This window comes from Palleronia abyssalis, assembly GCF_900302445.1.
In the GTDB taxonomy this organism is placed as follows: Bacteria; Pseudomonadota; Alphaproteobacteria; order Rhodobacterales; family Rhodobacteraceae; genus Palleronia; species Palleronia abyssalis.
The window spans coordinates 42,581-66,612 of record NZ_ONZF01000009.1; the positions used below are offsets into that span (position 1 = coordinate 42,581).

At 67.0% G+C, this 24,032-nt stretch carries 23 protein-coding genes; 10 read left to right on the forward strand and 13 right to left on the reverse strand.

Features of this window, described 5'->3' with window-relative positions; genetic code table 11:
* The first annotated feature begins 15 nt into the window (after positions 1–15).
* Positions 16–1,146, forward strand: a complete 1,131-nt coding sequence (locus tag PAA8504_RS16160; RefSeq protein ID WP_108895243.1) for an aminotransferase class I/II-fold pyridoxal phosphate-dependent enzyme — start codon at positions 16–18, stop codon at positions 1,144–1,146.
* On the opposite strand, the gene PAA8504_RS16165 is transcribed toward PAA8504_RS16160, so the two are convergent.
* From PAA8504_RS16165 to PAA8504_RS16185, 5 genes are all read right to left on the reverse strand, one after another.
* Positions 1,147–2,775, reverse strand: coding sequence for an indolepyruvate oxidoreductase subunit beta family protein (locus tag PAA8504_RS16165; protein WP_108895244.1), 1,629 nt, complete (start codon positions 2,773–2,775; stop codon positions 1,147–1,149).
* Positions 2,772–4,916, reverse strand: coding sequence for a thiamine pyrophosphate-dependent enzyme (locus PAA8504_RS16170; RefSeq protein WP_108895245.1), 2,145 nt, complete (start codon positions 4,914–4,916; stop codon positions 2,772–2,774). The genes PAA8504_RS16165 and PAA8504_RS16170 overlap by 4 nt, the downstream gene beginning before the upstream one ends.
* Positions 4,917–5,059: 143 nt before the next feature.
* Positions 5,060–5,545, reverse strand: coding sequence for a MarR family winged helix-turn-helix transcriptional regulator (locus tag PAA8504_RS16175; protein WP_108895246.1), 486 nt, complete (start codon positions 5,543–5,545; stop codon positions 5,060–5,062).
* Between the two features lie 5 nt (positions 5,546–5,550).
* Positions 5,551–7,116: a phytoene desaturase family protein gene (locus tag PAA8504_RS16180; protein ID WP_108895247.1), complete on the reverse strand. Its 1,566-nt coding sequence runs from the start codon at positions 7,114–7,116 to the stop codon at positions 5,551–5,553.
* The gene (locus PAA8504_RS16185; RefSeq protein ID WP_108895248.1) at positions 7,113–7,901 is read right to left on the reverse strand and encodes a cyclase family protein; all 789 of its coding nucleotides are present in this window, start codon (positions 7,899–7,901) and stop codon (positions 7,113–7,115) included. Before PAA8504_RS16185 ends, PAA8504_RS16180 begins: the two co-directional genes overlap by 4 nt.
* 96 nt (positions 7,902–7,997) lie before the next feature.
* On the opposite strand from PAA8504_RS16185, the gene PAA8504_RS16190 reads away from it, so the two are divergent.
* The 7 genes from PAA8504_RS16190 (at position 7,998) to PAA8504_RS16220 (ending at position 15,526) form a co-directional block, all read left to right on the forward strand.
* Complete coding sequence (locus PAA8504_RS16190; protein WP_219928936.1) at positions 7,998–9,560, forward strand: phytoene desaturase family protein; 1,563 nt, start codon at positions 7,998–8,000, stop codon at positions 9,558–9,560.
* A gap of 123 nt (positions 9,561–9,683) precedes the next feature.
* Positions 9,684–11,213 (forward strand): ABC transporter substrate-binding protein, encoded by a 1,530-nt coding sequence (locus tag PAA8504_RS16195; protein ID WP_108895249.1) that lies wholly within the window; start codon positions 9,684–9,686, stop codon positions 11,211–11,213.
* A 39-nt stretch (positions 11,214–11,252) separates the two neighbouring features.
* Positions 11,253–12,254 (forward strand): ABC transporter permease, encoded by a 1,002-nt coding sequence (locus PAA8504_RS16200; protein WP_108895250.1) that lies wholly within the window; start codon positions 11,253–11,255, stop codon positions 12,252–12,254.
* Positions 12,247–13,062 (forward strand): ABC transporter permease, encoded by an 816-nt coding sequence (locus PAA8504_RS16205; RefSeq protein WP_108895251.1) that lies wholly within the window; start codon positions 12,247–12,249, stop codon positions 13,060–13,062. The genes PAA8504_RS16200 and PAA8504_RS16205 overlap by 8 nt, the downstream gene beginning before the upstream one ends.
* Complete coding sequence (locus tag PAA8504_RS16210; RefSeq protein WP_108895252.1) at positions 13,059–13,925, forward strand: ABC transporter ATP-binding protein; 867 nt, start codon at positions 13,059–13,061, stop codon at positions 13,923–13,925. The genes PAA8504_RS16205 and PAA8504_RS16210 overlap by 4 nt, the downstream gene beginning before the upstream one ends.
* Positions 13,918–14,727 carry an ATP-binding cassette domain-containing protein gene (locus PAA8504_RS16215; RefSeq protein WP_108895253.1) on the forward strand — a complete coding sequence of 270 codons (810 nt, stop codon included), beginning with the start codon at positions 13,918–13,920 and terminating at the stop codon, positions 14,725–14,727. The genes PAA8504_RS16210 and PAA8504_RS16215 overlap by 8 nt, the downstream gene beginning before the upstream one ends.
* 142 nt (positions 14,728–14,869) lie before the next feature.
* A complete protein-coding gene (locus PAA8504_RS16220) occupies positions 14,870–15,526 on the forward strand; it encodes a hypothetical protein (RefSeq protein ID WP_108895254.1) in 657 nt (218 codons plus the stop codon).
* A gap of 66 nt (positions 15,527–15,592) precedes the next feature.
* Here the strand turns inward: PAA8504_RS16220 and PAA8504_RS16225 are convergent, their stop codons facing one another.
* The 4 genes from PAA8504_RS16225 to PAA8504_RS16240 form a co-directional block, all read right to left on the reverse strand.
* Entirely contained in the window at positions 15,593–16,162 is a 570-nt protein-coding gene (locus tag PAA8504_RS16225; RefSeq protein ID WP_108895255.1) for a hypothetical protein, read from the reverse strand.
* Positions 16,163–16,249: 87 nt separating this feature from the next.
* A complete protein-coding gene (locus PAA8504_RS16230) occupies positions 16,250–18,844 on the reverse strand; it encodes a DUF927 domain-containing protein (RefSeq protein WP_108895256.1) in 2,595 nt (864 codons plus the stop codon).
* Positions 18,841–19,182 carry a hypothetical protein gene (locus PAA8504_RS16235; RefSeq protein ID WP_219928938.1) on the reverse strand — a complete coding sequence of 114 codons (342 nt, stop codon included), beginning with the start codon at positions 19,180–19,182 and terminating at the stop codon, positions 18,841–18,843. The genes PAA8504_RS16230 and PAA8504_RS16235 overlap by 4 nt, the downstream gene beginning before the upstream one ends.
* A gap of 686 nt (positions 19,183–19,868) precedes the next feature.
* Positions 19,869–20,723 (reverse strand): transporter substrate-binding domain-containing protein, encoded by an 855-nt coding sequence (locus PAA8504_RS16240; RefSeq protein ID WP_108895257.1) that lies wholly within the window; start codon positions 20,721–20,723, stop codon positions 19,869–19,871.
* Positions 20,724–20,800: 77 nt separating this feature from the next.
* Between PAA8504_RS16240 and PAA8504_RS16245 the strand changes: the two genes are divergently transcribed.
* A complete protein-coding gene (locus PAA8504_RS16245) occupies positions 20,801–21,553 on the forward strand; it encodes a DUF4760 domain-containing protein (protein WP_108895258.1) in 753 nt (250 codons plus the stop codon).
* Entirely contained in the window at positions 21,550–22,224 is a 675-nt protein-coding gene (locus tag PAA8504_RS16250; protein ID WP_108895259.1) for a DUF1028 domain-containing protein, read from the forward strand. The genes PAA8504_RS16245 and PAA8504_RS16250 overlap by 4 nt, the downstream gene beginning before the upstream one ends.
* Before the next feature lie 212 nt (positions 22,225–22,436).
* On the opposite strand, the gene PAA8504_RS16255 is transcribed toward PAA8504_RS16250, so the two are convergent.
* The 4 genes from PAA8504_RS16255 to PAA8504_RS16270 all read right to left on the reverse strand — a co-directional run bounded on the left by PAA8504_RS16255 (position 22,437) and on the right by PAA8504_RS16270 (position 23,982).
* Complete coding sequence (locus PAA8504_RS16255; protein WP_108895260.1) at positions 22,437–22,658, reverse strand: hypothetical protein; 222 nt, start codon at positions 22,656–22,658, stop codon at positions 22,437–22,439.
* Entirely contained in the window at positions 22,651–22,926 is a 276-nt protein-coding gene (locus tag PAA8504_RS16260; RefSeq protein WP_245897668.1) for a BrnT family toxin, read from the reverse strand. The genes PAA8504_RS16255 and PAA8504_RS16260 overlap by 8 nt, the downstream gene beginning before the upstream one ends.
* A 391-nt stretch (positions 22,927–23,317) precedes the next feature.
* Positions 23,318–23,743 (reverse strand): type II toxin-antitoxin system VapC family toxin, encoded by a 426-nt coding sequence (locus tag PAA8504_RS16265; RefSeq protein WP_108895261.1) that lies wholly within the window; start codon positions 23,741–23,743, stop codon positions 23,318–23,320.
* Positions 23,740–23,982 carry a FitA-like ribbon-helix-helix domain-containing protein gene (locus PAA8504_RS16270; RefSeq protein ID WP_108895262.1) on the reverse strand — a complete coding sequence of 81 codons (243 nt, stop codon included), beginning with the start codon at positions 23,980–23,982 and terminating at the stop codon, positions 23,740–23,742. The genes PAA8504_RS16265 and PAA8504_RS16270 overlap by 4 nt, the downstream gene beginning before the upstream one ends.
* Positions 23,983–24,032 lie beyond the last annotated feature (50 nt).

A 24,032-nucleotide genomic window follows, 5' to 3' on the forward strand; every position in this document is an offset into this window, starting at 1 on the left:
GGGGGCAAGGTGCCGATGAAGGTCAGGATACACAAGCTGTTCGAGTATCTGCTGGATACCGTCGATGCCGAACCCGAGGCGATCGTCGGGTTCTCGCTGTCGACCTCGCCCAAGCTGGGCGAATTTCTGGACGACATGGACCCCGACCTGCCGCTGGACTGGAACCAGCGGTCCTTTCGGGGCCTGCCCGAGCTGCGCGACCATGTGCTGCGGCAGGCGGGGCTGACCGGCCTCTGCGCGCCCGACGACGTTCTGATCACCGCCGGTGCAGCCGAGGCGAACTATCTGGCGCTGCGCCAGCTTCTGTCCCCCGGCGACCGGATGGTCACGGAAACCCCCGGCTGGCCCCAGGCCGAGGTTCTGGGCCGCGCACAGGAGGCCGAGATCGTCACAGTTCCCCGCAACGAGGCCGACGGATGGCGCATGCCGCTGGACAAGCTGGCCGAGGCGGTGACTCCGGGGACGAAACTGATCTTCCTGTCCAACCCGAACAACCCGACCGGGCGGATGATGGACGCGAGCGAGCTGATGCAGGTGGCCGAGATCGCGCGCCGCGCCGATGCCTGGCTGATCGTGGACGAGGTCTATGCAGGTCTGGAATGGGAGGGGGAGCGTGCCCCGTCGATCGCGGGCCTGTATGAGAAGGGGATCACCACGGGCAGCGTCTCGAAGGCGTTGGGGTTGCAGGGGCTGCGCACCGGCTGGCTGATCTGCCGCGATCCCGGAATGGTACAGGACGCAGTCATCCTGCGCGAAAATGCCAGCGAGATCATGAATATCCTCGGCGAAGTCGTGGCCGAGATCGCGCTCCGCCCCGAACGTCTGGACCCCGCGCTGAAGGCCGCGCGAGAGGAAGGGCGCGCCGGGCTGGCCCGGATGGACGAATTCGTGGCCCAAACCGACGGGCTGTCCTGGGTGCGCCCTCAAGCGGGGCTGATCGGTCTGGCCCGCCTGCCCCACGACATCGACGGAGAAGACTTCGCGCGCCGCCTTTTGGGCGATCCGTGGCGCACCTTCCTTCTGCCCGGCGCTGCCTACGAGCAGCCGAACCACATCCGGCTGGGCGTCGGCGGCGGGCCGGGCACGAACCTCGAGACCGGGCTGGAGCGGTTGGCCGACTGCCTGAACAGCTGGCCGGGGCGGTGATCAGGCCGACCCGGCGGTCGTGAAGCTGCGGATCGTCTGCAGCGCGCCCTCCAGCGCCTCGCCCTTCGGGTCCTTCAGGGCCGCCGCGATCAGCCGCGCGGTCCAGTCGGCTGCATCCTCGCGCCCCTCGACCAGGGCCGCACCCGACATGGCCTTGTCGAACTTCGCCAACCCGCGGGCGTGGGTGTCGCTGTAGCCCTTGATCAGGCGGCGGATCTTCAGCGTCTCGACCGCGTGGGCATAATCGCTGTCGATCCGCCCCAGCGCGGCCGTCATCCACGCGTCGATATGGTCCATCTCACGCCCGTGCCGCAGCAGCGACCGCCGCCAGCGCCGCAGTCCCGCGGCAAGGTACAGCGCGGTGAAGCCGGCCAGGCGATCCGTCCGCACCCGGCGCCCGCGGTTGACCAGCCAGTCCAGCCGTCGCAAGGCGTTCGGCCGCGCCTCGACCCAGGCACCAAGGCGGCGGGGCATGACGCTGATCGCCTCGGCCGATCCGGGGTGAAGGTACTCGGTCACCTGGACCAGCGTGCCCTCGGGGGCGCGCATCTCGTCGGTGATCCGGGCAAACCGGCCCCTGCGGGTCTTGAGATCCGCGACACGCAGGATGTCGTCATAGGCCATCGCGTTCGCAAGATATTTCGCCGCGGTGGCGGTGAATTCGAACGCCTTCGCCTCGCCGCCCGCGGTACGGTCACGCGCAAGGATCGCGTCCAGCCGGTCGAGGTAATCGCGCCCGTAGTCCAGATCTTGGTAGTCCACCAACTTGCGCAGGCCGACGCGCGCCATTTCGGCAACCGGCCCGGGCAGTGCGGTGGCGCGGTCCGACAGCTTGGCCCACTCGCGCAGCATCCCGTCCGGGCCTGCCATACGCTCGGGGCCGGCATCCTCCTCGACCGGGGTCGCGGCGGGGGGCAGCGTGCCACCGGGGGCGGGGGCATCCTTGTCCAGTTCGACCGTGGTCGGGGTCCGGCCCTGTGCGGCGGCCTCGCGCGAGATTTCGAACGCGGCGAGCGAGGCCTCGACCCCGCGGCCCGAGGCGCGGATCGTCTCGCGATAGGTCTCGACCTCGAAGGGCAGCGCGTCCGATCCGGCCAGCGCGCCGAACAGGCTGGCCGAGATCACGCTGCCCGCCTCGCGGGCCATTTCCTCCATGTCGAAGGCGATGAAGCGGGCGGCACTTTCGCCCGCGGCCTTCGCCACCGCGCTGCTGTCCGCCAGCCCCGAGCCCGGAACGATCTTCTCGCTGACGGCCAGCGCACGATGCGACGACGCGATCAGCGTGGTTCGGTCGGAAGTGACAAAGCCGCGCATGATGGCGCGCCCGGCTTCCATCATCTCGGCCGCGATCAGAATGTCCACGTCCCCTTCGGCCGGGGCCAGAGCGAAGACGGGCTGCCGACCGCTTTCGGGCAGCATCTCGACATAATAGATCGTGGCGCCCGTGCGCTGTGCGACGCCCGCGACCGAGGTGGCCTGCACCGCATATCCGTTGCGCTCGGCCAGGTCGACGATCCAGTTCGTCAGAACACCGCCACCCTGCCCGCCCACGGCCATCACGGCCAGCTTGACGACCTGGTCCAGACGCATGTCGGGGGCCTTCGGCTCGAGTATTGCCGCATCGTTCATCGCACCACCTCCCGCGCCAGACGGGTCGAGGCGCGCCGTTCCTGCAGCCAGTCGATGGCACGGCGGTGCCAGCGGGCCATGCGGCTCTCGGCCTTGCCGGGGTTATGGACCAGATCGGCCTGATAGAAGGACGGGCACAGCACGGCGGCATCGGCAACCTCGCCGCAATTCCCGCAACCGACGCAGGACTGGTCGATATGCGCGATGGGATCGTCGCGCAGCGGGTCGTCGGGCATCTTCAGCGTCAGGGACGGACAGCCCGACAGGCGCATGCAGGCGTGATCACCGGTGCAGACTTCCTCGTCCACGCCGAACTTGGGGCGTTCCACCCTGCGGCCGTCCTTGATCGCCTTGGCCAGCAGGGGCTTCTCGCGCCTTTGCCGGTTCAGCATGCATTCCGAGGAGGCCACGATGACCTTCGGCCCCTCGTGGTCGGTGGTCAGTGCGTCGCGCAGGGTCTTTCGCATCCGGCCCACGTCATAGGTCCGGTCGATCTGGCGCACCCATTTGACGCCGACGCCCTTCAGCGCATCGGTGATCGGGTTCTTCGTGGCCTTGGTGCGGTTGCTCGCGCGGCTGGACAGGATGTCCTGCCCGCCCGTTGCGGCGGAATAGTAGTTGTCGACGACGATGGTCACGCCGTCCGACTTGTTGAACACCGCATTCCCGATCGAAGACGACAGCCCGTTATGCCAGAACCCCCCGTCCCCCATGATCGAGATCGGGCGCTTCTCTCCCCCGCCATCGAACGCCGCATTTGACGCGGGGCCAAGCCCGTAGCCCATCGTCGTGCCGCCGATTTCAAAGGGTGGCATGATGGAAAACAGGTGGCAGCCGATATCGGCCGAAATCTGGTGGGGGCCCATCTCTTCCTCGACCAGCTTCATCGCGGCGAAGATGGGGCGTTCGGGGCAGCCGGTGCAGAAGCCGGGCGGGCGGCCGGGCACGACCTCGGAGAGGTCGGGCGGGGCCGCGGGGCGGTTCGGGGCGCGGCCGCGATCGGGCAGGATGTCGGGGGCATGGCGGACCATGAAGCTTTCGATTCCGTCCAGCATGACCTGACCGGTATATTCGCCCGCCATCGGCAGAACGTCCTTGCCCGCGATCTTCACCGCGTGACCTGCCTTGTGCAGGATCGAGCGCAGCGCCTGTTCGATGTAGTCGGGCTGGCCTTCCTCGACGATCAGGACCGCGTCCTTACCCTCGCAGAACGCCAGGAACTCATCCTCGACCAGCGGGTAGGTCACGTTCAGGCAATAGAGCGGCACGTCGGTGTCGCCATAGACATCCGCCAGACCCAGCCGCTGCAGGGCGCGAATCACGCCGTTATACATGCCGCCCTGAAGAACGATCCCGACCTTGCCGGCATCCGGTCCGAAGCGTTCGTTCAGCCCGTGGGACTTTATGTAGTCGACTGCGGCGGGCCAGCGTTTCTCGATCTTCTCGTGCTCGTGCCGGAACGAGGCGGGGGGCAGGACGATGCGGTTCGTATCGCGGCGCGGCTCCGACAGGGCGTCTTTCACGGTCAGCGGCGGCGGCACGTTGTCCTTGGCCTGAAACGCGCCGTGGACGTGGCAGCATCGGATGCGGACCTGAAGCATGACGGGGGTGTTCGACGCCTCGGACAGCTGGAACCCGTGCGTGACCGCGTCGGTGATCGAGGGCAGGTTGGGCCGCGGATCCAGCAGCCAGATCTGCGACTTCATCGCGAAGGCGTGGCTGCGTTCCTGCATGATCGAGGATCCTTCGCCGTAATCCTCGCCCACGATGATCAAGGCACCCCCGGTCACCCCGCCGGAGGCGAGGTTGGCCAGCGCATCGGACGCGACGTTGGTCCCCACGGTGGACTTGAAGGTCACGGCCCCGCGGATCGGGTAGTGCACGCTGGCGGCCAGCATGGCGGCGGCGGCGGCCTCGGACGCGTTGGCCTCGAACCTGATGCCCAGTTCGGCCATCAGATCCTCGGCATCGGCCAGGACGTCCATCAGATGGCTGATCGGCGCGCCCTGATAGCCGCCAACATAGCCCACCCCGTTCTCCAGAAGCGCCTTGGTGATCGCGAGGATGCCTTCACCGCGAAATGTCTCACCCGCGCCGATGCGCAGGTGTTCGATTTCTTTCTTGAAAGACCGCTCGGCCATGGGGCTCCCTTTCGGCTGGGGTTTGGCCATTTATATCCATTTGCATAGAACTTTGCCAAGCGTCTTACGGCGCTCCCCATCCAGAAAAGCCGCTGCGCCGCCGATGTCCCATGCGATTGCCGGGCACCGCCCTGACGATGCGATCAAAGATCGTGCAGGCGCACGTTCTTCAGCATCTTCTGCAGCGTTCCGACGAAGGCCGCGCGTTCGGCATCGTCGATCCCGGTGAACAGTTCCTGATAGCGGGCGTACATCGTGGGCCAGACGGCATCGAACTCGGCCCGTCCCGCATCGGTCAGATAGATCTCGCGCACGCGGGCGTCGCTTGCGCGCGCTTCGCGCCGGATCAGGCCGGATTTCTCCATCGCCTCCAGCGTGCGGGACATGGTCGACTGTTCGGTCACGGCATAGACCGACAGCTCGTTGATGGTCAGGCCGGGCACCACCGCCAGAACGGCCAGCGTGCGCATCTTGGCCGTCGTCAGGCTTTGCGCGCGGACGGACCCTTGCAGATTCGCGTTATAGCGGCCCATGATCCGGTTCATCAGGTAGGGCGCGAAGTGCCACAGCCCGATCTCGCCCAGCGTCTGGTCCGGGCGATCCTCTTCGGGGGACTGGTCTTCCGCCATGCGCGCTACTTGATCCGGTTCGCCACGAGAACGCCTGACCCGCCACCTAGCCCCGGCCCGGGATGGGTCGAGGCACCGATATGCCACAGGTTGCGGATCTCGGTGCGGTGATTGACCGCCCCCTTGAACGGACGCCAGAGGAAAAACTGGTCCAGCGCGCAGGATCCGCCATAGGGATCGCCGCCGACCAGGTTGACGTTCATCGCCTGAAGATCCGCGGGCGAATGGGCGCTGCGGGCGATCACGCTGTCACGGAATCCATCGATATGCCGTGCAAGGATGGCCTCGATCCGGTCTGCGTATTCCTCACGCAGGGCGTCTGTCCAGCGACCGTCCGCGGGCACGTCGATCATGCCGGCCGCATCGCCTTTGATCTGCACGGGGGCCTCGGGCATCTGAAGCCACAGGGTCGCCTTGCCTTCGGGCACCCGTGACGGATCCAGCGCGCTGGACTGGCCGACGCAGATCGTGGGGGTTTCGGGCAGCATCCCGCGCGCCGCCTCGTTGACGGCCTTCGACACCCCGTCGAGGCCCGGCGTCACGTGGACCAGCGCCACCTTCTCCATCCCCGGTGTCTTCCAGCGCGGTGGGGCGTCCAGCGCATAGTGCATCTGGAAATTGCCCATGCCGTGCCGGAAGGTCTTCGCGGCTTTGGCAGGCTCGGCCGGGGGATCGTCCAGAAGCTGGTCGTAAAGCTGCCCCGGCGCGACCGAGGCGATGACGTGGTCCGCGGCGATCCGCTCGCCCCCGGCCAGCCGCACGCCGGTCGCCGCACCGCCCGAGGTTTCGATCCGCTCGACCGGGGCGTCGGTGCGGATCGTTCCGCCGTTCTCCTCGATGATGGCGCGCATCCCCTCGACCAGCCGCGCGGCGCCGCCTTTCACCACGGGCGCGCCCGCGGCCTCGAGCGCGAAGGCGATGACCTTGCCCATCTGCGCGGAATAGGCGGATTCGGGGCCAAGCCCGCAATGCAGCACCCAGGGCGCGAAGAGGGCGCGGGACGTCTCGGAGGTAAAGGCCGTTTCCAGCCAGCCGCGTGCGGGGGCCAGCCCCTCACCCAGGAACGCGGCCAGCCCGCGGGCACCGCGCCGCCACGCCTCGCGTGCCAGAAGGGTTGCGGTCTGGCGCGACCACAGTCCCTGCCCCAGCAGGCCGAAGATAAGGTCGGCATTCGCACCGACCCCATCTGCAGCCTGGGCGAACGCGACCCCGTCCCCGGCTGCCAGAGCCTCCAGCGCCGCGACGTTCTTCGCCCGGTCCGTGGTCAGAACGACCGAGGATCCGCCGGGCCGAAGGACGGCGGTGGGGTGGTCGGTATGCGCGAACTCGACCCCGTGGCGGGCCAGATCGTCCCCCAGCACGGCATAGGCCGGCCCGGTCAGGAACAGGACGAATGTCGTCGCCATCACGTCATGCAGGAAACCCGGCGCCGTGATCTCGGCGGTGCGCATGCAACCGCCAAGCTGGGATTCCCGCTCCAGCAGAAGGACCTTGCGGCCCTTCTTGGCCAGCAGCGCGGCGGCGACTAGGCCGTTGATCCCGCTGCCGATGACGACGACATCCCGGCTCACGCGGGGACGAGCGCCATTGCCCGGATCGGGCTGCCGGTGCCGCGCTGGATCTTCAGCGGTGCCGCGATCAGGACCGCGCCCTTCGCCGGAAGCTGGTCCAGGTTGGCCAGCGAGGCGAGGCCGAAGCAATTGTCGCGGTGCAGGAAGTTGTGGGCGGGGAACGGCGGCTCGAGGCCCCCCGCACAGCCCGCATCGGTGCCGATGCATTGCGTGCCCCAGCCGACGATCTTCTTCGACAGCAGGTATTCGATGCATTCAGGCGTCGGCCCGGGCGAATGGGGGCCATTCTCGTCCGCGTTCAGAAACTCGTCCTGGCTGCCCGCGCGCTTGTCCCAGTCGGTGCGCATGACGACCCATTCGCCCGCACCGATCTCGCCATGCTCGGCCTCCCACGCCTTGACGTGATCGGGGGTCAGCAGGAAATCGGCATCCTCGGCGCCCTCTTTCGAGAAATCGAGGACATTGACCGGGGCGACCACGCGCTGAAGGTCCAGCGTGTCGGTGAAGCCCTCGTCGTAATCCTTGCCGGTGATCCAGTGGTGCGGCGCGTCGAAATGGGTGCCGGTATGCTCGCCCAGCACCATCCAGTTCCACGCGAAGAACGGGCCGTCCTCGTCATATTCCGAGATCTTGTGGATCTCGACCTTGGGGGTGTTCTTGGCGAAATCGGGCGGCAGCTGGAGGATCGGTGTATCCGGTCCCAGCGATCCCGTCAGGTCCACCACCTTGATCTCACCGGCCAGAAGCCTGGCCCCCAGATCCTTCACGACGTCTTCTGCGGACATATGCGCGCTCCCTGTTGTGGAATTCCTTTTGGTCGGAAGCGTAGACAGAAAAACATGCACATGCAAATATCTCTGCGGCAACGACAGGAGATTTGCATGGCAGACGCAGTGGTGATCGGCGCAGGCCATAACGGGCTTGCCGCCGCGGCGGCGCTGGCGGCGAAGGGCTGGTCGGTCGAGGTGTTCGAACAGGCCGACATGCCCGGCGGCGCGGTCAAGACGCGCGAAGCGACCCTGCCCGGCTTCCGGCACGACATGGGCGCGATGAACCTGTCGCTGTTCGCAGGCTCGGCCTTCGCGGGCGAACACGGCGCGGCGCTGGCCAGGCATGGCATGGCCTTCGCCCCCGCGACAGACTGCTTCGCGACGGCCTTTCCCGATGGGCGCTGGCTTGGCGTGTCCACCGATCTGGACATCACCACCGCGCGCATCGCGGGCCATTCCCAGCGGGATGCCGAAACATGGCGCCGTCTGGTCGCCGAATTCGCCGAAGACGCGCCCCATATCTTCGCCGTGCTGGGCGGCCAGATGCGCATCCCCGCGTTAATGAAGACGGCCTATGGCGTGGCCCGCAAACGCGGCGTCAACCACGTGCGCAGCCTTGCGCGGCTGATGCTGCAAAGCCCCCGAGACTTCTTGGACGAGACGTTCGAAAGCCCGCGTGTGAAGGCGATGTGCGCCGCTTGGGGGATGCACCTGGACTTCCCGCCCGACCAGTCGGGCGGCGCCGTCTTCCCCTATCTGGAAGCGATGGCGAACCAGAGCTTCGGCATGGTGATCGGCCAGGGCGGCGCGGACACCATCATCCGCGCCATGGTCGGCATGATCGAAGACGCGGGCGGCAAGGTGACCTGCAATGCGCCAGTGTCCGAGATCCTGACCGCGGGCGGGGCCGCGAAAGGGGTCTGGCTGGCCGATGGGCGGCGGGTGAAGGCGGACAAGGCGGTGATCGCGACCGTTGCGCCCTCGGGGCTTGCGCGGCTGCTTCCGCGCGGGTCCGGCAACGCCCGGTTCGACGAAGGTCTGGCGCGCTATCGCCACGCGCCGGGCACGATGATGATGCATCTTGCCATGGACGGTCTGCCCGACTGGGCCGCGGGGGCCGAGCTGAAGCGGTTCGCCTATGTCCACCTTGCCCCGTCGCTGCGCCAGATGGCCACGACCTATGCCGAGGTTCAGGACGGCCTGCTTCCGCGCGAGCCGGTGATCGTCGTCGGCCAGCCGACGGCCGTGGACCCGAGCCGCGCGCCTGATGGCAAGCACGTGCTGTGGGTGCAGGTTCGCATGGTTCCGGGGACGATCCGGGGCGATGCGGCGGACAAGATCGATGCGCGAGACTGGGCCACCGTGAAGGACGCCTATGCCGAGCGTGTGCTAGACATCATGGAGGGCTACGCCCCCGGCCTGCGCGCCCAAATTCTGGGCAAGCACATCCAGTCGCCCGAGGATCTCGAGGCAGACAACCCCAACCTCGTCGGCGGCGACCAGATCTGTGGCAGTCACCACCCCGCGCAGAACTTCCTGTTCCGCCCGGTGCCCGGATTCTCGGACGGATCGACGCCGATTAAGCGGCTTTGGCTGGCCGGCGCGGCCACCTGGCCCGGTGCAGGAACCGGCGCGGGATCGGGCACCTTGCTTGCGAAACGGCTTGGGAAGTAACGCCGCGAGATATATGCATTGACACGTTTCAGGCTTAAAGTATCGTCATGGGCAGAAGGTCGCCCAAGCGGCCCGTGACATGTGCAGCCCACGCGCTGCCGTCCAACAGATCAGGAGGTTGCCATGACCCTCTCTCGCCGCTCCGTCCTCGGGACGGGCGCCGCCGGCCTTGCCGTGGGCCTGACGGGACTGCCCCGCCTTGCCGCCGCACAGGATGATGGACTGACCATCGCCTATAACGTCAACCTGCCCTCGTTCGACCCGACAGTCGGCCCCTCGGCGGTGAACCCCACGATCCAGGGCATCTATCAGTCGATCTTCGACCAGTTCATCGCCCAGAACGCCGATCTCAGCTTCCGGCCCGGCCTTCTGACCGATTGGGGCTGGACCGACGATAATACCAAGGTGCAGATGACCGTCCGCGAAGGTGCCACCTGGCACAACGGCGATCCGGTCACGCCCGAGGATGTGGTGTGGTCGCTGGAACGCGCGGGCGACCCCGAGGGCGGGAACCCGATCCAGTTCGTTTGGGCCAAGATCGGCAATTTTCAGATCGACGGCCAGACGATCACGGCCGATGTGCTGGAGTACGACCCCACGCTGTTCAAATGGATGGGCTTCCTGACCGGTTACGTCCTGCCAAAGGCATATTTCGAGGAAGTCGGCCCCGAAGGCTTCGAGGAAGCGCCGATTGGCTCCGGCCCCTATATGGTCGACCGGTTCGAGCGGAACGCCTTCATCCGCCTGAAGGCACACCCCGGCTATTGGGGCGACGCCCCCGATTTCGAGACGGTGACGATCAAGTTCGTCACCGACGCCTCCAGCCGCGTGGCCGAGGTGGAATCGGGCCAGTCCGACCTGACGCTGGAAATCCCGTATGAGGAATTCGACCGCCTGCGCGAGCAGGACGCGCTGGAGGGCACGTCAATCCCCGTGTCGGATATCGGGATGATCTTCATCAACGATGTCGAGCCGATGAACGACCCCAACGTCCGTAAGGCAATGCACCTTGCCATCGACAAGCAGCTTATCATCGACCGGCTGCTGTCGGGTTACGGCGTCCCGATCTCGACCCTGCAAACGCCGGAATACGTCGCCTACGATCCGTCGATCACGGTAGATTACGACCCCGACCGCGCGATGGAGCTGCTGGCCGAATCTGGCTATGGCCCCGACAACCCCGTGACCTTCACCATCCAGACCACCCGCGGCTTCAAGCCCAAGGATTACGAGATGATCCAGGCCATCGTCGGCCTGTGGCGGCGCGTCGGCATCGAGGCCGAGATCGAGGTCTACGAGATCGCCAAGCATTACGAGCTGCGGGCCGCCGACACGCTGGCCCCCGCCGCCTTCTACAACTGGGGCAACTCGGTGGGCGATCCGTCGACCTCGACCGGGTTCACCATGTTCGGCCCCTCGCCCCATTCGGTCTGGGACGGGCAGGAAATGATCGACATGATCGGCCCCCTCTGGGGCGAGGCGTACGAGGAGAAGCGTATCGAGGGCTACAAGGCCGTCGACCGCAAGGTGGCCGAGGACGCGCTGGTCATTCCGATCCTGCAATATGTCCAACCCATCGTGCACCGCGCCGGCCTGACGGTCGAGGCGCAGGCGTCAGGCGCCCTGACCGCCCAGGCCATCAAGCGCGGTTAAGGCCCACGGGCGCCCCGCGGCAGGGGCGCCCCATTCCCCATGCAAAACGCCATTCTCCGCCTTCTGACGACCCTCGTCACGCTGTTCGGCGTGGCCGTCGTGGTCTTCGTGGTCATCCGGCTTGCCCCGGGCGACCCCATCGCGATGATGCTGCCCCCCGGCGCGTCCGAGGACGACATCGCCCGCCTACGCGCGAATTACGGGCTGGACCGCTCGGTCCCCGCGCAATTCGGCATATGGCTGTCGGGCGTGGTGCAGGGGGATTTCGGCACCTCGATCTCGCTGCGGCAGGACGTGGGGTCGCTGGTGCTGGGCCGCCTGCCTGCCACACTGGAGCTTGCGGGCCTTGCGCTGATCCTCGCCATCCTTCTGGGCACAACGCTCGCGGTTATCGGCACCCTGCGGCGACAGCGCATGGCCGAAAGCGCGGTGGACCTGTGGAATGGCATGATGCTGTCGATCCCCGATTTCCTGTGGGGGCTGATCTTCATCGTGCTTCTGGGCGTGGTGGTCCCGCTGTTCCCGATCTCGGGGCGGATTGACCCGTCGCTGAACCCCGATTACGCCACCAATTTCCTGCTGCTCGAAAGCCTTGTGCGTCTCGATTTCCGGGTCACGGCGGATCTGCTGTCTCATATGTTCCTTCCCGCGCTGGCGCTGGCCCTGCCCCTGTCGGCCGTCATCGCGCAGGTGCTGAAGCAATCGCTGAAAGAGGTCATGCATCTGGATTACGTCGTGCTGGCCCGCGCCAAGGGGTTCACGGAAATCACGGTCTTGTTCCGCGAGGCGCTGCGCAACGCCGTGCTGCCCACGCTGACGCTGGTTGGCGTGCAGTTCACCTTCCTGATCGGCGGGACCGTCATCGTTGAGAAGTTGTTCTCGTACGAGGGGCTGGGCAACCTTGCCATCGACGCGGTGATCAACCGCGACCTGCCCCTGATCCAGGGCATCGTGCTGCTGTTTGCCGTGCTGTTCATCGCCACGAACCTGATCGTGGACCTGACCTATGCCGCCCTGAACCCGAGGCTCAGGCATGGTTAGGCTGTGGCTCTCAGGCGGGTGGCTGGCGATCCTTGTCCTGGCCGCAATCTTCGCGCCGTGGATCGCGCCGCACGATCCGCTGGCACAGGACCTGTTCCTGGAACGCTTGCCCCCGGTCTGGATCGACGGCGCGGAACCCGGATACTACCTTGGCACCGACAGTCTGGGCCGGGACGTGCTGTCGCGGATGATCTACGGCGCGCGCATCGCGCTGATCGTGGCGGTTCTGGCGGGCGGGGCGGCGGCGCTGATCGGATCGACGCTGGGGCTTCTGGCGGGCTTCTACGGGGGCTGGACCGACCGGATCGTGGGACGGATCATCGACATCTGGATGAGCTTCCCGCCGGTGCTGTTCGCGATCCTGCTGGTCGCCGTCCTGGGCACGGGCCTGCATTCGGTGATCCTGGCCATCGCCATCATCGACTGGACCCGTTTCGCCCGCGTCATCCGGGCCGAGACGATGGCCCAGTCGCGCATGGACTACGTTGCCAGCGCCGTGGTGATCGGGCGATCCCGCCTTGGGACGCTGGCGGCCGAGGTGCTGCCCAACGTCCTGCCCACACTTCTGGTGCTGTTCTCGCTGGAGATGGGGATCGCGGTCATCGTCGAGGCGATCCTGTCCTTCGTGAACCTGTCGATCTCGTCCGACGACCCGACATGGGGCGGCATGATCGCCGAGGGGCGCACGCAGATCCACTTCGCGCCCTGGGTCTTGGTGGTCCCGATGGTAGCGCTGTTCCTGACGGTCCTCTCCTTCTCGCAATTCGGCGAGGGGTTGAAGGATCGCATCGACCCGGTGCTGCGATGAGCGTGGTTCTGGAGATCGACGGCCTGGAGGTGCGCACCCGGGGCGGCCAGCGCCTGCTGCGAGGCGTCTCGCTGTCGGTCGAGACGGGCGAGACGCACGGCCTTGTCGGGGAATCCGGCGCCGGCAAAAGCATGATCGGCAAGGCCGTCGCCGGGATCCTGCCGCGCGGCGTGACGGTAACAGATGGGTCAATTCGGCTGGACGGGCAGGACCTGCTTGCCCTCGGTCGCACCAAGCGTCGGCGGCTGGTGGGCGAACGGGTCGCCATCATCCCGCAGGACCCGCTGACCGCGCTGAACCCCTGCCGCCGGATCGGCGGGCAGATCACCGACCGGCTGATCCATATCCTGGGCTGGGACGCCAAACGCGCCCGCCTCCGCGCCGCCGAATTGCTCGAGGAAGTCGCGATCCGCGACCCCGCCCGCGTGCTGAACGCCTATCCGCACGAGATCTCGGGCGGGATGCGCCAGCGCGTGCTGATCGCCGCCGCCTTCGCCGCCGAGCCTGCGCTGATCATCGCGGACGAGCCGACGACGGCGCTGGACGTGACCGTGCAGAAACAGGTGCTGCGCCTGATCGGCGACCTGCAGGCACGCCATGGCACGGCGCTTCTGTTCGTGACGCATGACATGGGCGTGGTCGCCAAGCTGTGTCCCAGCCTGACGGTGCTTTACGCTGGGCACGTCGTCGATCAGGGCAAGGCCGCGCGCATCTTCGGCCCCGCCCCGCACCCCTATGCCCGCGCCTTGATCGCCGCGACGCCGCGCTATGACCGGCCAGAGGAGTCGCTGCTGCCGGTGCCGCAGGATGTGATCGACGCGCTGGACCGCGAAGTCGCGCAGGCGGATGGTGCCCATGGCTGACCCCCTCCTTCAGGTCCGTGACCTGCATCTGGCGCTGCCCGACCTGAATGCCCCGCGTCTGTTCGGCCCCGCCCCGCAGGTCGGGATCCTGCACGGTCTGACCTTCGACATCCCCCGTGGCGCGACCCTGGGTATCGTCGGGGAATCAGGCTCCGGCAAGTCGACGCTGGGCCGGTGCCTCGTGCGGCTGCTGGAACCGACCGGGGGCACCATTCTCCTGAACGGCGACGACATCACCCATGCCAGCCCCCGCGATCTGGCGGCACACCGGCGCGATCTGCAGATGATTTTCCAGGATCCCATGTCCTCGCTGAACCCGCGCCATTCCGTCTTGCGTCTGATCGCCGATCCCATGCGGCTGCACGGAATTCAGGACGCCGACGCCAAGGCGCGCGACATGCTCGACCGGGTGCATCTGGGCCGCCGCTTCGCCGACCGCTATCCGCATCAGCTGTCCGGCGGGCAGCGCCAGCGGGTCGGGATCGCGCGCGCCGTGGGCCTGTCGCCGCGCTTCATCCTTGCCGACGAGATCGTGTCGGGTCTGGACGTCTCGACCCAGGCGCAGATCATCCGCCTGCTGGAAGAGCTGGTGGCCGACATGGACCTGACGCTGGCCTTCATCAGCCACGACCTGTCGGTGATCCGGCGGCTGTGTCGCGAGGTGATCGTGCTGCGCGCGGGCCAGATCGTCGAGGCGGGGGCAACGTCGAAGATTTTTTCGGCCCCGGCTCATCCTTACACTGCGGCCTTGCAGTCTTCGATAGCTTTGCCGGAGCTAGACGAGGGCTGGCTTTTGTCGTGATGGGTTTGCGGGCGTTTGTGGTCTGGATGCGTGGTTTGCATGGTTTTTCATGTGCTTGCGCTGTGTTTTCTGTGGACAAGTGGTGGGAGGTTTCGGGACCGGGCCGTACCTTTGTGATGTCATGTCAACGAAGAGGGACATCATGTTTTTGACGGATTCGATACGGATCGATGCGGGGGAGTGGTCTGAACTTGAGGCGGCTTTCCGAGCGGGTGGGGGCAAGCGGAACACGCGGATGGAAGACGAGGTCGCGGACAGGGTCTTGACGCGGGGCTGGGCGGACATGATCGATGTCGATGACCTGATCTATGCGCAGGACGATCGTTTGTCGTTCGTGCTGGGGGCGGGGCTGGTGCGCGCGGTGGGGCGGGATATGGAGCTTGGAGAGATGTATGTGTCTCGTCGTCCGTCTCGTGCCGATCCGGCTCCGGTTGTGGATCGGGCGTACGGCATCCCGCAGCTGAGCTGTTTTCTGATCCAGATGTCGCGCCTGGGTTTCACGATCGACGCGACGCGGTTCTGCGCGGCGACGCAGCGCGCGTCTCGGGATCGGGACTGGATGACGCTGGAGGAGCGGATTGCGTGCGATCATCTTTCGCGCCGCCGGGCGTATCCGCCGGTGACGCTTGTCTCGTCGTCCTGCCGGTGGCCGGCGGTCTCCCGGGCCCAGGAGAGTGTGGTGCAGCCCTCAGGGGCGCGGGTGTCGATGTTTCGCGACGGAACGGGGAAGGTGGCACGGATCGAGATCCGCACGCCGAACCGGACGCGCGAAAGGGTGCCGGACATGGCCGCGTCGTGATCGGCTGATGTCCTGCGACGGCTTTCTTCGCGCCGGGGGGCGCATGCCCCCCGCGCGGACCGGGCATCACGGCTCAATGTCGGTGAGCTGTCCGGAGGGGCGGACGAAGCGGTCTTTGGCGCCCTGGGCCCAGGAGATGTAGGGGATGCCGGCGAGAAGTTCGATTTGGTGGTGCGCCATGACGCGGCCCCAGGAGTAGCTGGTATAGCGGTCGACCCGCGCGGCGCAGGGGGCGGTCGTGATGGTGGGGTCGGTTTTAGGCCGGGGCAGAAGACCTGCGCGGTGGTCGAGCAGGGCGCGGGTGATCTCGTATGCGGGGATGCCCCACGCGAAGATGCAGGCGGCCTGCCAGCGCGGTCCGATGGCGGCGGCGAAGGGGGCGAGGGCGAGAGATGGCCTGAGGCGTGTCATCTTGACGTACCAGCCGTGCTGACAGCGGATGGCGCCCACGAACATGTTGATCCGGTTCATGTCGACATGGCGTCCGGGCACCTTCCGCCGGGTCCAGGCGATGATCTCTTCGGTGATCCGGGCATGGAGGGCGGCGCGGTCGTTGCGGGTCGGGATCCGGGGAATGCGGGAACGAGGGGGCGGAGCTTTTGCGGGCGCGGCATGGGGGCGGGCGTGAGGCGGCACGGGCGATCTCTCCTGCGGGTCTGCTGGGACTTGGGCGTGGGTCCGCGTGCGCAGGGTCTGGCTGCGCACGCGGAGCTTTGGCGGTGATCAGGTCGGGTCGCAGCCCGCGTTCGGGTCGCCGGCTTCTGTGTCCGGGTCGCCGTCTGCGAAGAGGTTGCGCAGGACGTAGAAGCGGGCGCTGCCGGTTTCGGGTGTGAGGCGGACTTTCCTGGCGAGCCTGTTGCCTTCACCGGGGAGGAGAACGCCTGTGTCGCGCAGGTGACGGGCGACGCGGGTGGCGTCGAGATCGGCGCAGATCTCGCCGCGAAACACCTCCCCGAAGACGTAGAAGGTCTCGCCCTGGGGCTCGCTGCGACGGAAGCCGGCGCGGTTGTGGACGGGGCGGGTTTCGCGCGCGGAGCCGTCGTCCGGGCGGCGCGCCCCGTCTTCGAGAACGGGCCCGAGGTCCTCGAAGCGGCTGCGGCCATGGGCTGCGACGAACGCCCGGACGCGCGCGAGGGCCTTGATGTCGTCATGGGCGCCGGGGCCGCGCTCGGCCTTCCAGAGGCGGGCGAGGTCGGCCAGGGCATCTCGGGCGGTACCGGGGGGCCAGGGCAGCAGACCGGCCTGGATGGCGGTTTCCCCGGCGACGGCGAAGAGGGCGAAGCGGCGCAGGGCGCGGTGGATCTGCGGGTCGTCGCCGGCGTCGAGGACGCTGTCGAGAAAGGCCGCGAGGGCGGCGGGCGCTGCGGCGCGGATCTGGTCACGATGCACTGCGATCCAGCGCACCAGGGCGGGCCCGGCATGGCCGTAATGGGTCCTGGCCCTGGCGGCGATCCGGTCGGCGAAGGCCGTGGGGCCCGGGCTGTCGTGCAGGGTCTCGAAGAGACCGAGACCGACACCGGCATCGGCGGGCAGATCGAGCAGGCGGACGGCCTGGCCGCCGGTGACGTCCGGAGCGCCGTGGCGCGCCTGGGTGAGGCGTTGTGCGACGGTGAGCTCGCCGGAGGAAAGCAGGATGGTGCGCCAGTGGCCGATCGGACGGGCGCCGCCGGTCTGAGTGGCGCGCGCCTTGCCCTGACCATTGACGATCATGTAGATCATCTCGCCGAGATCGTCGGCCTTGCTCTGGCCGAGTTCATCTTGCACCAGGAGAGTGTCGCAATGCAGCCGGGCCTGGGCCTCCTTGCCGCTCGCGGTGCCGTGCCAGCTGTTCAGGAAGCCGTTCTTGTCGTCGCCGCGCCCCCAGATGCTCGCGGCGAGACGCAAGGCCGTGGTCTTGCCGCAGCCGGATGGTCCGTGGAGGTGGACGCCGCCGCTTTCCGCGCCGAGAAGCTGGAGGAAGGGGCCGGCGAGGCCGGCAGTGACGGCCAGGATCAGGCGGCTGTTGCCGAGGGCATCGGCGACCAGGTCCTGCCACCCCTCGAGGCTGCCGCCCCGGGCGTAGGCATGGGGGGCGTCGAGATCGATCAGGGCGGGCCGATCTTCGGGAATGACGCCGAGGCCCGGGATCACGAAACTGTCTTCGCCCATCCATCCGCTTTGCGTGGCGCGGGCCAGGACGACCGGGGGGCGCGTGGCGGTGATGTAGACATTGAGCGCGGCGCGGTCCTGTCGCTCGACGGAGATGTCGAGGCCGGCGGCGCCGAGCAGTTCGCGGGCCTCCTTGCCGTCGCCGGCGAAGAGGCGGTTTTCGAGAACGAGGGCGACGGGGCGCCCTTCGGGCGTCTCGAATTCGACGGCGCGGCCCCAGCCGCTGCCATCGGGCAGACGGCAATAGCCGATGACCCGGAGGGGCGCGCAGATCCAGGCCCAGATCTCGATCCGCTGGCCGGTCTCGCAATCAAGGGTCGTCCGGAGCTGCTCGACGCCCTCGGGCGTGAGACGGAAGCCTCGCGGCAGGGTCCCATGGGGGTCGTGTTCCGCGGGATCGTCCTCCGGCGCGGCCGGGACATCTTGCCCGGCCGGTGTGTCCTGGCCGGTTTCCTCGCGGGCGACAGCTGGCAGCGGACCGATCTCGACGAGCAGATCGGGCCGGTCGGCCAGGGCCTGTCCGGGAGACGGAGCCGCCAGGCCGGCCTCGGCGAGGTCGGCGATGTCGAAGCCCGGGGTCGGGGCGAGGTCGAAGTGGCGGGCGAGGCCTGCCATGTCGAGGCGGCGGATCCGGGCGGCGCCGACCCTGGTGAGGGCGGCGGCGACGGCGTCGGCCGCGGCCCTGCCGGGTGCGTCGAGATCGGGGGCGATGATCACGTCGCGCCCGGCCAGCGGCGTCCAGTCGGCGGCCGCGGCGGCGGTCGCGCCGCCGGGCCAGGTGGTGTGGCTCAGATCCGGCAGCAGGCGCGCGGCGGCCCGGACGCATTTCTCGCCCTCGTGGATCATCACGGTGGCGTCCGGCGCGGCAAGCAGGCGCGGCAGGTCGAAGAGCGGCAGATCGGGATGGCCGACCCGGTGCCAGGCGTACTGGCCGCCGATCCGGTGCAGCGTCAGCGGGCGGAGGGTCTTGTCGCGCTTGCCCGTTTCGGGGTCCGGCTCAGGGGTTTCGTAGCGCAGGATGTAGCCCAGCAGGGCGCCATCGGCATTGCGATACGGGTAGGCGGCGAAGAGCGGCCAGTCCTGGCACCTGTCGCGTTTGGGTGCGGGGGCCTCCTCGGGTACGGGGCTGACGAGCGTGTCGGCGGAGGGGCGCGGGGACATGTCGCTCATGGCCGCACCCCCAGCTCGCGGGCCAGGCGTTTCGCGGCGGCGAGCTGGCCAATCCCGTTGAGGTAGGCGTAAAGGCTCACCGGGTCGCTGCCGGCATCGTCTGTCGCGAAATCGGCCCAGACGCCGCGGGCGATGTTGATCTTGAAGCTGCCCGGGGAGCGATCGGCGCGGGTGGGGTTGAGGGCGACGTATTCGCGCCCCTCGCGGCGGCCGCCGGGGAGCCACTGGTGGAGAAGGCTGTCGAGGCGGGACATCGCGGCGGCGTTGACCGCGGCGATGAAGCGGCTGATGTCGTGGGGTTGGAGGGGGTGGCGCGGCTGCGCCTCTTTCGTTGTCATGGTCGTCGTTCCCTATGCCCTGCGCCCGGGGGGCGCAGGGGGCCCTCCGGGCGGTGCCCGGAGGGGAATGAAGGGGAGGGGTGGACCGGAAAGCCCGCAAAAACTGTATCCGTTCCGAAGAGCGGACGCGGTATTGCGGTCGCGCCCGGGTGCTCTCTTCGCCGGCGCGTCTCCCGTTATGCGCCGGTAAGGAGAGTATCGTGTTTCGGTGCGAAAACCGCAAAAGAAACCACGCCCTGGCGGTGCATCTTTATGTGGACAACCCGGTTTGGGCCCTGAAAACAAGGGCTGTGGGAGACGGACTGCCGGGCTGTTTCGCGCGCCCATGAAACGATCGCGGGGGCGGATCCGCCGGCCGATGGCCTGTCATCTTCCATTCTTGGCGCCCTCTTGCGCGACGGGGCAATCGGTGGAAAGGTCGATACAGGAAAGCCCGCAAACTTTCCCGTATTGCAGCCGGGCGCGCGCTCCCCGCGCGCGTCCGGTCAGTTCCTCCCGGCGACCACCTGGTCTGCGGCGCCCGCAATGGTCCTGCAGGGCGTGCCGGAACCGGTGCTCGCGGTCGTCCCTGGCAGACACGTCCCGACAGATCGTCTCGTGGCCCCCCGATCGGGGGTATGATCCTTGTCACCGGCCTTCAGGGTTGATCCGGCGGGATGCGAGAAGCGTTCCCCGGTGGGAGTGGCCTACTCCGGTACCCCGCCCAGTATGAAGGTGGCGATCAGGAGAGGACCGGGCTCGGCGCCGGGGAAATGGCGCGCGAAGATGTCCCACACGGCGCCGGTTCGCAAGAGAGAGGAGAGACCGGCATCGATGAAGGCCAGTCCTTCCCAGTCGCAGGCCTGAAGGGCAATGGCGTATGGCTCGAAGGAGTTGAGCCGGCCGCCGAGACGGAGTGGGGACCGCGCGGCGAGATACGGCAGCAACAGGGCCTGATCTCCGGCATGGGCGGCGACCTTCCGGTCCTTGAGCATCTGCACGCCTTCGGGATGATCGTCGACAAGGAGGATTTCGACCCGGTCAGACACACCAGCCTCCCCGAGCGCAGACCGAAGCCCGGCAAGGGTCGTGGTGCCGGTGACGACCGACACGGTCCGGTCGACCAGATCCTCCACGTTCAGCACAGGATCCGCACCGTAGGACAGGAAGTCCGCCCCGGTCACGAAGACCGTCTGGCTGAACCCGAGGCCGCGTTCGCGCCGGTCGATCGAGGCCGTGGTGGCCCCGCACAGGATATCGACTTGGCCGGCCAGTACGGCTTCGACGCGATCGGCCGGTGCCACGGCGGCCTCGTGGAGTGTTGGGACCGGGATTTCGGCTCGGACCGCGGCTGCCTCTACGGCGTCGCGGCAGAGATCCACCATGTATCCTTCTCCTTTGCCGTCGACGATGTCGGAGAAGGGCAGAGAGTCCACGACCACGCCCATGGTGATCGACCCGGCCGAGACGATCGATCCCCTGCCGTCGGCGCACGCCGCCAAGGCAGCCTCCCCCTGGAGGACCAGCGCCAGGACTGCACTTTGCCAGATACGTCTCGTCATAAGCGATATTGCCGTGCAAGCTCAGCATACGGTAGGCACAGCAGGAATGGGGGTCAATCGTGCGAAGCAAGCGCAGAGTGAGCCCGGGGCCTGCCGAGCTGATGCGCCTGTCGGCGGCCATGATCGCCGGGGCGGCCATTATGGCATGGGCCCTGATGGCGTGGGGACCTGCAACGCCGCCTGAACTGTCGTCCGATCGGATCGCGGAGTGCGCCTGGGGAACCACGTGCTGGCACAACACCTACTACGACGCATTCGTGCGGAACGGCCTTGTCGAAGGCCGCCCGGCGGAAGGCAGCGTGCTGGGCCTTCTTCGCTACCGGATCGAGGCCGTCACGACGCAGGATCTCTTCACCTCCCTGACGATCCTGTTTTCGGTTCTGATCTTTCTCGGGGGGCTTGCGTATGGCCGGCGCGAACAGTTGCGGATGCATACGGTCGAGGTTCTGATGAGCGTTTTCCTGTCCGACACGCTGGCCAGGGAGAACCCCCGCATGGCCAACCTGATGCGCCGTGCAAAGGAAGGTGATGTTCAGATCACCGGAGATTTGGACGGGGCGGATGACCAGACCCTCATCACCATGCTCGATTTCTACGAGTTCGTGGCCCAGAGCTGTTTCGAGCGGTCCCTGAGCACGCGTGTCGTCATCGAGATCCGCGGCGATGCGATGCGCAGGGCCTATGATGTCTGCCGAGGCTACATTCGTGACCGGCGGGAAGATTTCGATGAGGAGGGGCATGAAAGCCGCCTCTATGCGGCTTTCGAGCGTTTTGTCCGTGACTACCTGACCAGGCAGGACCGCTTTCATGCCGTGGACGACCTCTCGTGACGTACTCGATCCTCTGTCGCGATCCAGAGACCGGGGCACTTGGCGGCGCGGCCGCCACGGGAAGTCTGTGTGTCGGGGGATGGGTTCTTCGGGGTGCTGCGGGCATCGGTGTTTCGGCAAGCCAGGGAACGGCTCCCTCAACCTTATGGGGCGACGCGGCCCAGTCTCGCATGGCCCGGGGGACTTCCGCCGAAGCAGTCGTCTCGGACCTTGCTGCCGCTGATCCGGGGGCGGCATACCGCCAGCTTGCGGCCCTTGATGCGAGGGGGCGTATCGGAGATTTCACGGGGGAGCGTTCGGTGGGATGGGCAGGTGCCCGAACAGCCGCCAATGCTGTCGCCGTCGGCAACATGCTCGGGGGACCTCGGGTGCTGGAGGCCGCTCTCGAAGCCCTGATGGTACGAAACACCCGGCTCGACCTTCGCCTTCTGGACGCGCTTGCTGCAGGAGCGCAAGCGGGAGGGGACAGCCGGGGCCTTCTGTCCGCGGCCTTGCTGGTTGTGCGCCGGGACGCGGCGCCATTGACCCTCAGGGTGGATCATTCGCACCGCCCGCTCGACGACCTGCTGCGCTTGCACGCGCAGGCCATGGCCTCCCCCTATATCGACTGGCTGGATCATGTCCCCACACTCGACCAGCCGTACCGCAGACCGGCGGAGGAGGGGAAATGAGATTGTGAGTTACACCCGTGTGGCGTCGCTTTCTGATTGGCCCCGGGGGCGCTGTCGGGCGCTTGGCTCGTGCAAGATTTCGTAAGCCCCCGGGCTGAGCGTCGCCTTGACGCGCCTTCAGCCTCGTCACCGCGCCCCGATCCGGCCCGCGCAAGGACAAAGCAAGTCAATGGCGAACGCGTCTTGACCACGGGTGCGCATTGCATAGCGCATCAAAGCCCCAGGTAAGTCCGCAGGGCCTCGTTCACAGCTTCGCTTTTGTTCTTTTCGCGATCAAGCGCAGCGACCACGTCCGGAGCCAGCATCAAGTTCACGCGCTTCTTGCGTTGATCCGGATGCATGGGGGGGCGACCGCGTTTCGCTTCACGGAAGAAATGCTCATCCAGGTCTCGCACCTCGCCGTCGTCACCGATGTATGGGTTCTCTTCAGCCATATAGCTTTACCTCTCTGGCATTCGCCTTGCGCAGACTGATGACGCGCAAGACATCGTTCCTGTAGCACCAAGCGACCACGCAAAGACGCCCTCTGATGGGGGCCAAGGTGATGAAGCGCGTTTCGGGATAGGGCTGACGGGTGTCTTCCAGCGTGATGGCAGTCTCCCAGTCGATCAGCGCCACCTCGGCGAAGTCGAGGCCGCGCGCCATGAACGTAGCTTCGCGCTTCTGTTCGTCCCATTCGAGCTTCACGAAATTGATATACACACCTTAAAGCCTTCGCAAGTCTCCCCTCTGGGCCAGAGTTGCGTGATGCGGACGGCAGGCTCGGCCTGCGCGCCTGGGTGGGCGGCCGGAGCCGATACAAGCGCAACTGATTGGCAACCTTCACCAAACTGACTGACCTGCTCCCCTGCAACACCCGCACTTTCGGGATAGCCAGTTCTTCAGGCGGGGGTGATGAATAGTCTTTCCCGATGCATAGAGAGCGATCTTGCACCGGTAAGGGCGCTGGCCAGGCGTGAGAACACAGGGGCCAGCCAAACCTGGGCGTTGTGACCCTGAAGCGCAGGCCGCATCGCGTTCCGGAACGTCCCATGGAAGAACTGCCAAGGGCGATGAGATCCGGTTGCATCCACGGAGGCTGACATATCGGGCTCTATGGTCCGGGCTCCCAGGGGTTTTGGATTTGAACCCCTGAATTCGTGAAATCCTTCACATTTCGCGTTGCCAGTGTCGCCCCGCGAGACGCCGCGATGGATGCGATCTGGCAGTCGGCCTCCTTGACCGGTTTGCCGGCCCGGCGCCTGCGCGCGGCAATCTTTGGGTAGGCCTTGGCCGCCGTGCTGTCGAACGGCAGGATGCGCCCCGCGAAATCCTCGTCGATCATGCCGTTCAACGCGGCTTCCAGCCCAGACCGCCTCCTGCCATCGGGCAAAAGCAGGAGGCCGAAGCGCAACTCCGCCTCCACGATTGCCGGCAGATAGAGATCGGTCGCGGATTGGGCGGCGAACCACTCAAGAACGATTGGCGCCGGAACTGGCCGCATGACCTCTGAAAGGACGTTGGTGTCGAGCAGGATCATTCGAATGCCGTCGTTTCGCGCCCCGAAGACCGTTCCGGAATATCAAGGTCGACTCCGCCTTCGGCGCCAAATCGCCGGGAGATGGCGAGACCCAGATTTCCCGATGGGGGCTGGGTTTCCACGGCCCGCCGCAGGATGTCTCGAGCCTCTTCTTCCATGGAGCGCCCGTGCTGTGCGGCACGGACCCGCAAGCTGTGTTTTACCGCGTCGTCGAGATTGCGAATGGTGAGACTGGCCATGATCGGATCCTTCCTTGCGGAACATGTATGAGGTGCCAGCAAAGCAATCA

Bases quoted from the DNA above. Each gene is read 5' to 3' on its own strand.
- PAA8504_RS16185 (WP_108895248.1), bottom strand. From the start codon at position 7,901: ATGTCCGCAGAAGACGTCGTGAAGGATCTGGGGGCCAGGCTTCTGGCC.
- PAA8504_RS16240 (WP_108895257.1), bottom strand. From the start codon at position 20,723: ATGACGAGACGTATCTGGCAAAGTGCAGTCCTGGCGCTGGTCCTCCAG.
- PAA8504_RS16255 (WP_108895260.1), bottom strand. From the start codon at position 22,658: ATGGCTGAAGAGAACCCATACATCGGTGACGACGGCGAGGTGCGAGAC.
- PAA8504_RS16210 (WP_108895252.1), top strand. From the start codon at position 13,059: ATGAGCGTGGTTCTGGAGATCGACGGCCTGGAGGTGCGCACCCGGGGC.
- PAA8504_RS16190 (WP_219928936.1), top strand. From the start codon at position 7,998: ATGGCAGACGCAGTGGTGATCGGCGCAGGCCATAACGGGCTTGCCGCC.
- PAA8504_RS16170 (WP_108895245.1), bottom strand. From the start codon at position 4,916: ATGGCCGAGCGGTCTTTCAAGAAAGAAATCGAACACCTGCGCATCGGC.
- PAA8504_RS16160 (WP_108895243.1), top strand. From the start codon at position 16: ATGAAGGTCAGGATACACAAGCTGTTCGAGTATCTGCTGGATACCGTC.
- PAA8504_RS16175 (WP_108895246.1), bottom strand. From the start codon at position 5,545: ATGGCGGAAGACCAGTCCCCCGAAGAGGATCGCCCGGACCAGACGCTG.
- PAA8504_RS16230 (WP_108895256.1), bottom strand. From the start codon at position 18,844: ATGAGCGACATGTCCCCGCGCCCCTCCGCCGACACGCTCGTCAGCCCC.
- PAA8504_RS16235 (WP_219928938.1), bottom strand. From the start codon at position 19,182: ATGACAACGAAAGAGGCGCAGCCGCGCCACCCCCTCCAACCCCACGAC.
- PAA8504_RS16165 (WP_108895244.1), bottom strand. From the start codon at position 2,775: ATGAACGATGCGGCAATACTCGAGCCGAAGGCCCCCGACATGCGTCTG.
- PAA8504_RS16200 (WP_108895250.1), top strand. From the start codon at position 11,253: ATGCAAAACGCCATTCTCCGCCTTCTGACGACCCTCGTCACGCTGTTC.
- PAA8504_RS16205 (WP_108895251.1), top strand. From the start codon at position 12,247: ATGGTTAGGCTGTGGCTCTCAGGCGGGTGGCTGGCGATCCTTGTCCTG.
- PAA8504_RS16270 (WP_108895262.1), bottom strand. From the start codon at position 23,982: ATGGCCAGTCTCACCATTCGCAATCTCGACGACGCGGTAAAACACAGC.
- PAA8504_RS16220 (WP_108895254.1), top strand. From the start codon at position 14,870: ATGTTTTTGACGGATTCGATACGGATCGATGCGGGGGAGTGGTCTGAA.
- PAA8504_RS16215 (WP_108895253.1), top strand. From the start codon at position 13,918: ATGGCTGACCCCCTCCTTCAGGTCCGTGACCTGCATCTGGCGCTGCCC.
- PAA8504_RS16265 (WP_108895261.1), bottom strand. From the start codon at position 23,743: ATGATCCTGCTCGACACCAACGTCCTTTCAGAGGTCATGCGGCCAGTT.
- PAA8504_RS16195 (WP_108895249.1), top strand. From the start codon at position 9,684: ATGACCCTCTCTCGCCGCTCCGTCCTCGGGACGGGCGCCGCCGGCCTT.